The sequence below is a fragment of the Paenibacillus sp. NPDC056579 genome (assembly GCF_042793215.1).
GTDB lineage: Bacteria > Bacillota > Bacilli > Paenibacillales > NBRC-103111 > Paenibacillus_S.
In genome coordinates this window covers 986,281-999,308 of the sequence record NZ_JBHTVD010000001.1, presented here as the reverse complement: position 1 = coordinate 999,308, position 13,028 = coordinate 986,281, and the positions used below count along the sequence as shown (strand labels likewise).

The window sequence follows — 13,028 nt, the reverse complement described above, 5'->3', positions numbered from 1 at the left end:
TGTCCCCCTCTAAGCTTATTCCTTCACAGCGCCCAAAGTAACGCCTTGTACGAAATACCGTTGAAAAAATGGATAAATGATCATCACCGGAATCGTTGATATCATAATTGTCGCCATTTTGATAGATTGTCCCAGTAGAAACGGACTGTCCCCCCCTGACTGAAAAGCCGCCTCATTATCGATCAGCATCGACCGGAGGAACAGCTGTAGCGGCCAAATATCCTTGTCGGTAATGTACATGACGGCCGTAAAAAACTCGTTCCATTTGGATACCGCGTAAAATAACGAGATGGTGGCAATCGCGGGCATCGACAAAGGGATGACAATGCGCAGCAATATGCCGAAATCGTTGCTGCCGTCAATTTTGGCCGACTCCTCCAGACTCTCCGGAATGGACGTGAAAAAACTGCGCATGATGATGAGATTGTACGTTTGAATCATAGCTGGAATCATCATCGCCCAGACCGAGTTCATCATCCCCAGCTGCTTCACGACAAGATAGTTCGGGATAATCCCTCCGCTGAACATCATCGTGAAGACGATGGCGAACATAAGGACTCTTCCCCCGGGCAGTTCTTTCTTGGATAAAGCGTAGGCGGCGAGCGTCGTGGCGATCATGCTGATTACCGTACCGAGAACCGTAACCAGGAAACTGACCTTGTAAGATGTCCAAAGCTGATCCAGCTTCAATAAGTACTCGTAGGACTCTAATGTTAGAGTTCGAGGGAATAAGTGAACACTTTGGGCCAAGCTTTCGTTCAACGGCGTGATCGAGATGATCAGTGAATCCCAGAACGGGTATAGCGTCAATAACGCAATCAGCGTCAATAGCACAAGATTGAACCCGTCAAACAGCTTGCTCGCAAAACCGGTATGTGTCATATGAATCCTCCTGACGGCTACTCGTCTGTAGTTCCTTATCGTTCTAATAAATTCCCTGCTCGCCCATCATTCTTGACAGTCGATTCGCAATAACAAGCAGGACGAAATTAATGGCCGACTTGAACAATCCGACTGCAGCCGCGAGGCTGAAACGTCCTTCCGTCAACCCGATCCGGTAGACGTACGTGTCGATGATATCCGCTACATTATAAACGCCGGGGTGATACAGCACGAAGATTTGCTCGAACCCCGCTTCCATCAGGCTGCCGATGCGAAGAATAAGCAGGATGACTATCGTGCCGCGGATGGATGGCAGAGTAATGTGCCATATTCGGCGCCAACGGTTCGCTCCGTCCATCAAGGCAGCCTCATACATCTGCGGATTCACTCCTGCCAGCGCCGCCATATAAATGATCGTGTTCCAGCCGAACTCCTTCCAGATCATCGACCATACGAGCGTGCTGCGGAAATGGGATTCATCCGTTAAAAATCCGACCGGATCTCCCCCCAACGAACGGAGGATGTTATTGACGACGCCGTTATCCGTGGATAACAGGTTGATCAGCAAGCCTCCCATAATAACCCACGATATAAAGTGAGGCAAATAAACGATCGTTTGGACGACTTGCTTTAACAGCAGCTTCCTGACCTCGTTCAACAGCACAGCCATAATCAGCGGCAGCGGAAACCCGAACAGCAACCGGTACAAGCTGATCACAATCGTGTTCCAAAACACCTGCCAAAATTTATCGAGCTTGAACAGATACTCGAAATGTTGAAATCCGACCCATGGACTGCCAACAATCCCCTTCGTAATGCTGAATTGTTTGAACGCAATCAATGCTCCGTACATCGGATAATAATGGAAGATCCCGTAATAAACGATCGCAGGCAAAAGCATCAAATACAAATAGCGGAATGAAAGAATGCGCTTCCATAATGTCTGTTTTCTGACCAACGCCTTCGACTGGACTGTAGTCGCCGGAATTGCCATCATGATTCCCCCTTCTTTATAGTTTGTTTTTGAAAACATCTTCAGCATAGGGGCTCAGGCAATCCGGCTCAAGATTGATTATTTGTAAACGGTTTCTTTTGATAAGATTCACAGGTATCAATTCATCGGAAAGGGTTCAATTTCTCAGTTTTCGATTCTCAAACGATCCAGAGAGCTGCGGTTTCGATATTCCGTAGGCGTCAAACCGGTCATCTTCTTGAAGGTTCGAATAACGTTTTGCTTTTGACCGAAGCCGGTGAGCTCGGCGATTTCATTAATATTTTTATCCGTATTGTCCAGCAGTCGGCATGCTTCCTCGAACCGGATCTCCGTCAAATAATCGATGAAGGTTTTGCCGGTTACCTCCTTAAACACTTTGGACAAATAATTGCTATTCATAAAAACGAGATCAGCGAGCATCTGCAGGCTAAGAGGCTCCCGGAAATGGGCGCGGATGTACGCTGTGAGCTTTTCAATGACTTCGGCATTTTTGTTCTCCCTCTTATCCTGAAGCTCCGACGCGGTATTCCTGATCAGCTCTCCAAACCAATGCTGCACGTCCTCAGGACTTTGCAATTTGGCAAAATCGGCGTACCAATGCCGTTCTTCGTCATCCGGTCCCCCGCCTCTTTGTACAAGCTCCACCCGGACGGCAACCAATCCGTTCAATAAATGCGTCAAAATCATATGCTTGTAGGAGAAGCCGAACTGTGAGTCGTTGTTCAATTGCGTGATCATTTCGTCCTTCTGAGCAAGCGCCTTGTCCAGATTGCCTGTCTTGAGCTCCGCTATCAGCTTCTCCACCTGTTGGCGGTATGCGATAAACCGGTTCCTGTTCGAACGGTTCAATTCCAAATCATGAAGCGACAGAATGCTTCCTTGCCCTGCTACTTGCTCATACAACAATGCTTCCGCTGCTTCGTTATAGGACAAAGCGATTTCGGTAAGCTTTTTATACTTGCCGCCTATGCCCACGGTCATTACGACATCATCCATTTGTTCACTCACGGCAGAAATCATGCGGAGGGCTAGCTCCTTTGCTTTCTCGAATGCGTGCGAATGATCCGGCTCGTTTCCGGTGTTCATGATGATGACATCGTGCCTGTGGAATTGGCTGACATAGACGCCTTTTCCAAAGCCGGCCATAGCTTGCTCGCATATCGACCTGATTTGAAAATAGATCAGGTTGCGCTCCTGCTCCCCGCTCTCCGTTATCGAAGCAGCCTCCAGATGGACTCGCAGCACCAGCACCATGAAATGCTCCGGATTCAAATCCAAACCGTAATATTCCAGCTGCCGCAGCATGTCCTTCTCATCGGTGGTTTTACCGGACAACAGATTGACCAGCACGTGGTCCTGCAATATCAATTCCTGACTGCGGAATTTAGCTTTGAACTCTTCGTTCTCATGGAACAGCCGGTTGATCGATTCGCCAATAAAACCGAATTCATCTTTCCCTTGCATGTCCTGCAGAGGATTCTCCCTGTTCGAAGCAAGGGCCATCACCATTTTTTTAACCGGCTTATAGTAATTGCGCGATACAACTACCATCATCAGTACGCCTAGCACCAGCACGAACAGCGATATAAATATCGTAAGATGAATGACGTCCTTGGATCTCTTGAATACTTCGTCGTAAGGATTGAGGGTCAGGTAGATCCACCCGTTAAACGATGAGGTCATAAAGGAAACTAGGGTAGGTTCGCCATGGATCTCCTCCACGAAGTACCCTACCTTTTCACGCTGAATCCGCTCCATGTCGGTCTGGTTGAAGCGGGTCAAAAGCATCGATTTGTCTTTGTAAGACAGCACCTGCCCCTCCGGGTTCAAAATCGCCACATTGCCTAGCTTACGCTTATTCGTGTTCACCACAGCGTTATACAGTACGTCCTCCTTCAAATTGATCTGAAGTGCGCCTTGCTTCTTCACACTTTGAATCGGCACGCTGAAATAAAACGAGATGACGGTATCGGAGCGCTCCGCCGAAGCGGCATTGGCAGCCTCCCAAGCGGAAGTCGTACGCCCCTCCAGAAATTTGCTCAGATGATCGGCATAAAGGAAATCGGCGATATCGGTGATCCCCGAGCTGGATATGAGCTTTTTATTAACCGCACTATACAAATAAATGGAGTCGATGTAATTGGAAGAGTTGATTCGCGTAGAAAACAAGTCTCCCGTATTTTTCAAGAAACGGTATTCCTCCTCCAGATTCCACGGCAGCCATACGGATTTTTGGACATCGGTATTCAATGCCAGTGAGCTGGCCATCTGCTGTACTTCGCCGAATGCTTGTTCGACAATTTTTCTCGATTGGTCCAGCAGCTCCGTATTGCTTCCGAGCACTTCCTCCTTGAGCATGGAGTTCGTATAGCGATATACAAGTGTGCCGACCAGCAATGTAATGACGATCATCGCGACGGTTAAGTGAAACAGCAGCCGGATAAACACGGATCGCTTCATATTCAGATTCCCCCTAAACAAACGTTGATTGCAACCGTTTTATAAGATCCCATGATTTTCTTATCCATGATCTAAGTGTATTACGATTTTACGCAAGATGTAAGGAGGAAATCCGGTCGAACTTGTGGAAGGCTTTCGTTTTAATAAATTCAAAAAGAAAAGGTCATCACGCATGCGCGCTGCGGTTAAACATTCCAGAAACACAAAAAAAGCCCCGGAATCATCCGGGACTCTTCATTCTCGTGTATTATAATACTGTTGAACTTGCATAAGAAGCTGTTGCTTGAAGCCTATTTGGTCCGTTTCTCGTCAATCGCTTTGGTTATATCCTCGCCGGCTTGCCTCAATGCGGTATTAATGTCCACTCCATCGATAACGACTTTGAGGAAAGCATTATTGATAGCGGAGGCGACTTTGTTCGGATCCGCCTTGACAAGTCCTTTGTCCCTTTGAGGAGGGGCCGGTGCCAAATCATATTTATAGGCTGCTTCGACATGCTTTCCTTTTAGAGCCGGAACGTTCTGGCCGAACGTTTTGACCGCTTTGTCCATCGCTTTGATCGATGGCAGGCCTGCCAAATTCGTGGCATAATCCGTTTGTACTTCATCGGAGAGCAAGTAGGCAATAATTTTGAAGGAGATGTCCTTATTCTTATTCGTATTCGTAATGAACCAATATGCGGAGGACGACTGATTCATGGTGTTAGGCTTTTCTTTGAACGTCGGGATGGTGACCATATCCCACTCCAAGCCTTCCGGGAACGTACGGAACTTGGTAAGCTGGTTAACCTGCATCGCTACATCGCCTTTAATAAAAGCATCCGATTCGACGCCGGCCGACCTGTTCTTCGTATCTCGGTTATTGTTCGTAATTTGATAAAAGCGCGCAAGGTTCTCAAACTGCTTCTTCCAAGCTTCGTCATTGTACATTTTGTCAGCCTTCGGATCCAGATACGGAATGCCAAGCTGATTATCTCTCATGATGACCCCTTGCTGCATGCTGAAGCCGCGATATACTTTGCCGCCATCCACTCTCGTCAGCTTCTGAGCCAGGTCGTACACTTCGTCCCAAGTCATTCCATCCTTCGGATAAGGGACACCGAACCGGTCGAAAATCGATTTGTTATAGTAAAGCACCTGCGGGTCGAAATCCGGCATTGGAAGACCGAACAATTGTCCGTCCGGATTCGTGTTGCGGATAGCGTCGATAAGCTGCGGTTTGAAGCGGGACAAATCATAATTATATTTCTTCACAAGCTCGGACATATCGTAGGCGAGACCCGTTTCGATGATAAACCCGTCTACCCCGTTGGTCTTGCCGTACATGATGTCAGGATAAGTACCGGCATTAAGCAGGTCCTGTAAAGTCTGGCCCGTCGTACGCGGAATGAAATTGATGGTCACGTTCGGAAATTTCTGCTTGATGCGATCGCCGTAATATTGATTGAATACATCCATATCGTCAGGAAAATCCGACTTGAAGGTGAGCGTTACCGGTTCGTTATCGACCTTGTTCAAATCGGCGGCGGCTTCTGCAGGAGCTTTGTCGGTCGAGGTGGTTGACGAAGAGCTGCAGGCTGCAAGCAGCGGAATAAGCAGCGTGCATGAAATGGCTGTGGAAATGACTTTGTTCAAGAAAAAACCCCCTTAAGTAGTAAATGAATCCAAACTGGAAGCGCATTCAAGATATTGCAATCGCTTGCAAATGCATTTCTTATGATAATCGCATGCTTCTTCAGATCTCTATATTTAATCTTTCCAGAAACATTCTTTATTAAGATCAATATATCAGGAATCATACGTTTGTCAACAAATTATTACTAAAATGAAACCGCTATCAATCATATCAACAAAAAAACAGCTGGCTCCTGTTCGGAGCTAGCTATTTGGGAATTCTTCTCCACGTACCTTGGCATAAATCATCGTATCTCGTAAAGCCCCCTTAACATCGCGGGCCTCACTCCGCAATATCGCTTCGAGCGTGAAGCCGGCTCTCTCAGCCACCTTACTGCTTCGGGAATTCAGGGAATCGCAGCGGATTTCGATCCGGTTGGCATTCAAGTGCCGAATGGCGAATTCCGTAATTCCATTGACCGCCTCGGTAATGTAGCCTTGTCCTGCACAGGATGTACGCACCCAGTAACCGATCTCGAAGCGCCCGGCTTCCCAATCGATCCGGTGCAGACCGCTGCACCCGACAAGCTCCCCTGTAACCTTATTCATTAACATGAGGCGCAGGTCGGTTCGGTCCAAAAATTTCAGCCGCGCCTGGCGAATGTTAAGCTCTGACTCTTCGAGGCTCGGAATCTGCTGCGCCCACGGCATCCAATGACGCAGCTCCTCAATGCTTTCCTTTACCGCTTCGTTCACTGCTTCCCCGTCTCCCCACAGCGGAGCGCGGATTAACAATCGGTCGGTTTCGAAGCTTTCGGGAAACGACAATAAAATCGGATTCTTCACGGTTTCCACCACCCCAGTTGAAGATATTTCCAATTACGCTACCATAATATGGGCGAATTCGCAATACCTTATTGCAGCAGCTTATTGCGGCTTGCCTAACCAATGAAACGGTGTCGTATTAAAATACAAATTCGGATTCACCGGCACATTGTTCGCCCAGAAGGTAAAGTGCAAATGCGGGCCGGTAGAGAAGCCCGTGGAGCCTACCAAGCCGATGATGTCGCCTTTCTTAACTTTATCGCCGGTCTTAACCTTCAGCTCCGACAGGTGGGCATATTGAGAGAACAGCCCGATTCCGTGATCGATGTAGATCGAATTGCCGGTTAAGTACAAGCTGTCCGCCAGGGCGACCACACCATCGTTCGTCGCTTTAATTGGCGTACCTTGCTTAGCCGCGAGGTCTAGTGCCAGATGGGATCCGCTCAGCTTACCGTTGACATACCGCATATGCCCGTAAGGCGTCGTCAAAATTCCTTCAATCGGTTTGATGAATTCCGATGTGAACAGAAACTCCGGAGCGGAAATGCTTCGCGCGGCATCGATTTTTACCTGGTCCGCTTGGATTCGCTTCGTGTCCTGGCGCATGCTGTTCATCTCTTCCGTCACTTGAAGATACTGCTTAGGGAAGTTTTGAGCCGTCACCTTCAAGATTTGATCGCCGATCGGGTAATCGCCCGGCTTCACTTCGGTACTGATTGGCAAATAGGTAAAGTAACCTGCGCCGAACGGCTGTAACGTATAGGTTTTCCCCTGCCAATCCATCGTTCCCGGCTTATTATGGCGAATCAGCGCGACATCCCCCTGACTAACCGTTCCAGGGATCAGCAGCCATTCGGAGCGGAATGCCTGTTCCGCCTGTTCTTTGGAAGCATACCACTGCGATTCGGTCTGCATCCTTTGCAGCAGCCGCTTTTCCTCTTGGATCGCATCCTTTACACCGCTTGTAACCTCGGACTGCCAGCTAGCGCCCCCATCGGTTGTGACGAACAGCTTCTCTCCTATAGCGCCTTGATCCTGAACGAGCGCCCAGCCTACTCGGTCCGTCATCATTTGCATTTGCTTAAGCGAATATTCTTTCTCAAGATACTTGATCGTTGTGACGGGCTTGGACTCTTGTAAAATCATCCATTGATCTTCCGGCTGAGATCCCGTTGCGACTTCAACCGGGACATTATCCGCCTTCACCCATGAAGAGCCTCCGTCCGATGTCGCCATGATGCCGTCCGCATACCGGATCCAGCCATGATCGAAGTCCGTCATGCGAAATTCAACAGCTTCTCTATACTTCGGAGCCGGCGGCTCTGCCGTCTTGGCCTCCTGCTTCCAGCCTTCGGGAATCATATGCTGAAAACCGGGCATCGCATACAGTGCGCCGCCTGCGGCCATCCCTGCAACGAGTCCGAATAGCAGCAGTGCGGTTTTCTTGGATTTACGTTGTTTTACTCGCGTCATCTTTATTTCATCCTCCGGATAATCCCGATCTTACTGTAAATATTAGGGTTCCCTCCCATTCTCACATCTTTTTAAGAGGATTACAATGATTTCTTTGTTATAACTAAACCTGCCACTATTCGTATGTTGGCATTTCGGTTAAACTCGTAGTATGATTGACTTTAGTAGATTAATAGAAGAGGAGAACCATTACGATGAAAAAAAGCATTACGCTGGTTGCAACTACAGCAATGGCATTTTCTATGTTCGCATCGGTTGCAATGGCGGACACAGCCAAAACGTCAGCAGATTATACAGATCTCGCCGGAATCGAATCCGGTTTAAAAACCAAGATTGACACGCTTCTGTCGAAAGGTATTTTTGAAGGCGTATCCAGCGATACATTCGGCATTTCGCAAAATATGACCCGCGCACAATTCGCCAAAGTAGCTTCTCTTGTGTTCGGCCTGAAAGTGGACACATCGCTTCAAACCTCCAGCTTCACAGACGTTCAAGCGAACGATCCTGCCAACGGCTGGGCGATTCCTTATATCGAGGCAGCCAAAAAAGCCGGTCTGATCGACGGCATGACGGAAACCACTTTCGCTCCTGGCGATAATGTTACAGTCGGTCAATTGGATACAGTGCTGCTGAAAGGCCTCGGTAAAAAGGTAGATACATCCGCAACTCCTTGGTATGCGAATGCGGTGAAGCAAGCGACCGAGCTTGGCATTCATCCTTCCAATAAAAATGGCGATGCCGCAGCTACCCGCGCGGATCTAGTTGTAGGTGCATACGGCTCTTTGCCGGCGTCGCCAACAACGGAGCAGCCGGCAAATGAAAATAAAGTGTCGGTAGCCTCGGTACGAGCTCAAGGTGATGTGACTATCGTCGTAGCACTCGACAAGATAGTAGATACAGCCAAAGCTTCGTTTACGGTAAGTAAAGACGGTACTCTGCTCCCTGTTACGACAAATTGGGAAGTGGATAAGAAAACAGCTACTTTGACTCTGTCAACAGACAACAAGCTGACATCAGGAAGCTATGTCGTTACTTTAGGCGGTATTGACAGCTCGACGATCGGCACTGCATCCGCAACATTAACCGTCGGCAGCGTTTCTAGCTCCACAGGAGATTACAAATACTGGGTTCCTGAATCTTACACGCTCAGTAACGTTATCGATAGCGGTTTGACGGAATCCGCAACCGGTGAATCCGGCTACGCTACGAGAGCCGAAGCCGAGGACCCTACTCAGAGCATGTTTGCCAAAGAAATCGAAATCACCGTTACAACGACATCCGGTGATGAAGTGGCGGCTCCCGGTCTTATCGAGTCCGTTACCTCTTCGAATCCAACGATTGTCAAAGCTGCCGTATCTGCTGACCATAAAGGGTATATTCTAGGCAACAAAGCGGGTACAGCAACAATCAACATTCTTTATAAGACGATTTCCGGCGAGAAGAAGCAGCTTTCCGTTCCGGTAACCGTTAAGGACGAAACGATCTCTACTCAGAAAGTCGAGGCAAGAGATACCACTATTAAAGCAACGGTATCCACAGTAACAAGCGGTGTATATGGCGGAGTATTCAACGCCTATGAAGAAATGGATATGCTGGTTACCGATAATTACGGCAATGAATATGAGCGTGAAGAAATTCAGGATTACAACTTTGCATTGGGAATCCAGTTCATGGCTGAGGATGTCGTAGGCGATCCTTCCAAGGGGGATACCGGTTCGGTAATGATTGACAATGCAGGCTACGTATTTATTAAAGGTAACGTAACCCAGTTCACTTTGACGGTTGTAACTACGAACGGTACCCGTGTTGCTGCGGGTGTTCAAGTAACGCAGGAATAGTTTTCCGGAAATTCAGCATAAAGAGCCCTGGTATAGTCACCTATGCCAGGGCTTTTTTTACTGCTCTTCACCGATCACGTCGGCGTCCAGGCAGCAGCGTTACTTTTTATTGTCGTCGGAATTTCTACCGAGTATCCGGTCATAGCGGTTATCGATCTCTTCCGCCATTTGCCGGTACAGCTTCGTCTCTTCGACCACAGGCTCGACTTGCGCTTGTATGCGGATTTCCGTTTTTATAGGCAGTCGTTTTCGTGCCGCTTCCGTCGTGTCCTGCTGTTCCATTTCGCCTTCCGTCAGCGTTTGGGCGAGCTGTTCTTCCACTTTTTTGGCGTCCATTCCCTCATCCCTCCAAGTGTGCACAAGATTCTCCAATTACTTTACCCGTCATCTTGATCAATTACCCAGCAACTTATATTAATGTTATTAATTATTAATGTTATAAAAAATCATTCCGCTCAGATGATGTTTAGCCATCCGGCCTTTCTTGAAGCCGGTGTGACGAATTCAATATGAACCTGCTGTTCATCTACCGAGAACGATATAATGGTTCGACTGGAGCTTAAGCTTAAAGAAAGCATAATTGCATATCTTCTATTAACTATTTTGCGAGAAAGTCCGGCCTGAACAGGTTGGGCTTTTATGTATTCGGCAAACATTTTGTATAAAACTTTACAATCCAGAATACGCTTACATTGGAGAATTAGTTTTCACAAATTCTCTATCAACATGTGCTTCAAATAGAATGATTTGGGTAATAATTCCCATAACAACAAGAGCAGTCATGATAAGACCAGGTATAAGGAGAGATGATTGATGAACAAGTTGAACATGCAATTAGGGATTATGGCAATGTGCGCTGTCTTCATGCTGCCTGCCGCTGCCGGTGCAGCCGCTGCGACCGACTCCGGGGCTAAGGCAACGTCGGAACCGTCAAAAACTACACCTGCCGTAATCTCCGGCAGCGTCGGTCAAACGAATGTAAACGGAGTCGTCGTACCGGGCTACTATGTGACGAATCCCGACTCAAGAGTGGCTTACATTCCAGGCGGAGTCGGTCTGGTCGTTGTGAATAAAGGAACGGCACTGCCTCCCGGAGCTTATTATGTGACCAAATAACAGGGTATAGTTTGCCTCATTCACTTACATACTAATTACTGTTACCACATTTCATAGGCAGCATGTTCTAATAATTATTTATCAAGAACGGAATAAGTTCTTCTCCTAATGTTTTTAGGGGGGAACTTATTTCGTTAACTGAATCTCTCTTACCTGCGACGTTAACATTAATTAAATGTACGCCTAATACTCCTATTACACTTTACATTTACAATAAAGTCATCTAGGGTTACAGGAGGAATTGCCATGAGAATCCACCCAAAGCCTATCCAAAGAATCATCGCTATCGTTTGCTTGGTCTCTTTATTTCTTGTCGGGATCAATGAACTTCGTTCGAGGTTTGTTTTGGTCAATCCTATTCCGACGGATTCGTACGAGTATGAATTCGAATTTTTGAACGGCAAGGTGCCTGCCAATCCACACGGTATTACAAGATGATACAAACCCAATGTCGGCGGCGTAATGTCGTGACCCCTCTAACTTCCCCTATATCAATAATAAGGTTTAATCATTAAATAAACGAGTACTCCTGTGAAGCTGACATAAAGCCACAGCGGCATAGTCCAACGGGCAATTCGGCGGTGCTTGTCCAGTTTATTCGTAATCCCCCGTGCGAACGTTAACAAAGATAGCGGTACAATGACAGCGGCCAGTACGATATGGGTTAGCAGCACAAAATAATATACATATCTTAGAGGCCCATCTCCCCCATAAGATGTCGAAGGTGCCATGGCATGGTAAGCAAGGTAAGAGACCAGAAACAACGCCGTGGTTGTAAATGCTGCATAAATAAATCTTCGATGCCACAATACATTTTTCTTCAAAATGAGAAATAGCGCCCCCAGCAAAAACACAAAGGTAAATGAATTCATGATGGCGTTAAATAGAGGCAATACTTTCAGATCAAAGCCCGCAACCGGATCAATATTCGGCAAAAATAAAAGCAGTAACACAAGGACATTAATTGCAATGGAAAGTCCTACGACCCATGGAACATAGTTGAAGGTAGATGTTTTCATCGGAAGCGATGCTCCTTTATCTTAATTTGCATGGACTGTCGGTCTGCTGCAACCTGATCTTACGCAAAACTTGGTACAAGGTCAATATGAACCGGCACATTGTGCAACATTAGACAAGGCTTCTTGACCGAATTATGAATATTCAGGCGGAACCGATAAGCTTCCATACCATGTAAACCGCGGTTGACCAAATTAGAAGAGCCGAGCATTTAGACAATCCCATCCTAAATCCTTTAGCCCAATTTACATTCCCCATTCGATGACCGGCAATGGCCAAGCCTGTGAACCATATCCAGGATACAACGATAACCGCTGATGTAAATGCTGTCTTCTCCACGCCTGTATAGCCGATCGAAGTCGTCCCAATAACCCCTATGGTGTCCAAAATAGCATGAGGATTCAATAACGATACGGAAGCTGCAAAGACGACTTGCCGCCGCCAGTCGAATTTTTGTTCCGATGCAGGATTCTGCATTACCGCTTCGCTTGTCCATAAAGTCCACCCCATATAGATCAGAAACAAGCTGCCCAATCCAAGCAGGATGCCGTTTAGCCATTCCCACTTCAAAACCACGACTGATATTCCGGACACGGCTGCTACAATCATCACCGTATCGCATAATGATGCTGTAATTACAGCGGGCATAGCCTTCTTAAGTGCCGAATGATTCATGCCCTGATTCATAATGAACACATTTTGTACGCCTAGCGGCAAAATAAGTCCTAGCGCAAGTAAAAAACCATGGATCATTGCTTCAGTCATCTGTACCCTCTCTTATCTTGGTGTCGTTTTGTTTTGCCCATCATT

General features: G+C 47.2%; 12 protein-coding genes. 3 read left to right on the top strand and 9 right to left on the bottom strand.

The annotated features are described in order from the left end of the window. Nucleotides 1-15: 15 nt before the first annotated feature. The 6 genes from ACFQ88_RS04515 to ACFQ88_RS04490 form a co-directional block, all read right to left on the bottom strand. Nucleotides 16-882 carry a carbohydrate ABC transporter permease gene (locus tag ACFQ88_RS04515; protein WP_239635230.1) on the bottom strand — a complete coding sequence of 289 codons (867 nt, stop codon included), beginning with the start codon at nt 880-882 and terminating at the stop codon, nt 16-18. A gap of 43 nt (nt 883-925) precedes the next feature. Continuing rightward, a complete protein-coding gene (locus tag ACFQ88_RS04510) occupies nt 926-1,879 on the bottom strand; it encodes an ABC transporter permease (RefSeq protein WP_379452399.1) in 954 nt (317 codons plus the stop codon). Nucleotides 1,880-2,020: 141 nt separating this feature from the next. Beyond that, nucleotides 2,021-4,336: a helix-turn-helix domain-containing protein gene (locus ACFQ88_RS04505; RefSeq protein WP_379452397.1), complete on the bottom strand. Its 2,316-nt coding sequence runs from the start codon at nt 4,334-4,336 to the stop codon at nt 2,021-2,023. 290 nt (nt 4,337-4,626) lie between these two features. Further along, complete coding sequence (locus ACFQ88_RS04500; RefSeq protein WP_379452395.1) at nt 4,627-5,970, bottom strand: ABC transporter substrate-binding protein; 1,344 nt, start codon at nt 5,968-5,970, stop codon at nt 4,627-4,629. A gap of 243 nt (nt 5,971-6,213) precedes the next feature. Next, complete coding sequence (locus tag ACFQ88_RS04495; protein ID WP_379452392.1) at nt 6,214-6,795, bottom strand: GNAT family N-acetyltransferase; 582 nt, start codon at nt 6,793-6,795, stop codon at nt 6,214-6,216. Nucleotides 6,796-6,876: 81 nt separating this feature from the next. Beyond that, nucleotides 6,877-8,247: a M23 family metallopeptidase gene (locus ACFQ88_RS04490; protein WP_379452390.1), complete on the bottom strand. Its 1,371-nt coding sequence runs from the start codon at nt 8,245-8,247 to the stop codon at nt 6,877-6,879. Nucleotides 8,248-8,441: 194 nt separating this feature from the next. Here ACFQ88_RS04490 and ACFQ88_RS04485 point away from each other — a divergent pair, with 194 nt between their 5' ends. Continuing rightward, nucleotides 8,442-10,085, top strand: coding sequence for an S-layer homology domain-containing protein (locus ACFQ88_RS04485; RefSeq protein ID WP_379452388.1), 1,644 nt, complete (start codon nt 8,442-8,444; stop codon nt 10,083-10,085). A 99-nt stretch (nt 10,086-10,184) separates the two neighbouring features. On the opposite strand, the gene ACFQ88_RS04480 is transcribed toward ACFQ88_RS04485, so the two are convergent. Further along, entirely contained in the window at nt 10,185-10,421 is a 237-nt protein-coding gene (locus ACFQ88_RS04480) for a hypothetical protein (protein ID WP_239635223.1), read from the bottom strand. Between the two features lie 477 nt (nt 10,422-10,898). On the opposite strand from ACFQ88_RS04480, the gene ACFQ88_RS04475 reads away from it, so the two are divergent. Together ACFQ88_RS04475 and ACFQ88_RS04470 are read left to right on the top strand one after the other, a co-directional pair. After that, nucleotides 10,899-11,201, top strand: a complete 303-nt coding sequence (locus tag ACFQ88_RS04475; RefSeq protein WP_239635222.1) for a hypothetical protein — start codon at nt 10,899-10,901, stop codon at nt 11,199-11,201. A 246-nt stretch (nt 11,202-11,447) separates the two neighbouring features. Next, complete coding sequence (locus tag ACFQ88_RS04470; protein ID WP_239635221.1) at nt 11,448-11,639, top strand: hypothetical protein; 192 nt, start codon at nt 11,448-11,450, stop codon at nt 11,637-11,639. Between the two features lie 53 nt (nt 11,640-11,692). Here ACFQ88_RS04470 and ACFQ88_RS04465 read toward each other — a convergent pair whose 3' ends face one another. Next, nucleotides 11,693-12,220 (bottom strand): DUF420 domain-containing protein, encoded by a 528-nt coding sequence (locus ACFQ88_RS04465; protein ID WP_379452385.1) that lies wholly within the window; start codon nt 12,218-12,220, stop codon nt 11,693-11,695. Between the two features lie 142 nt (nt 12,221-12,362). After that, nucleotides 12,363-12,983, bottom strand: coding sequence for a LysE/ArgO family amino acid transporter (locus ACFQ88_RS04460; protein WP_379452383.1), 621 nt, complete (start codon nt 12,981-12,983; stop codon nt 12,363-12,365). Nucleotides 12,984-13,028: the final 45 nt, after the last annotated feature.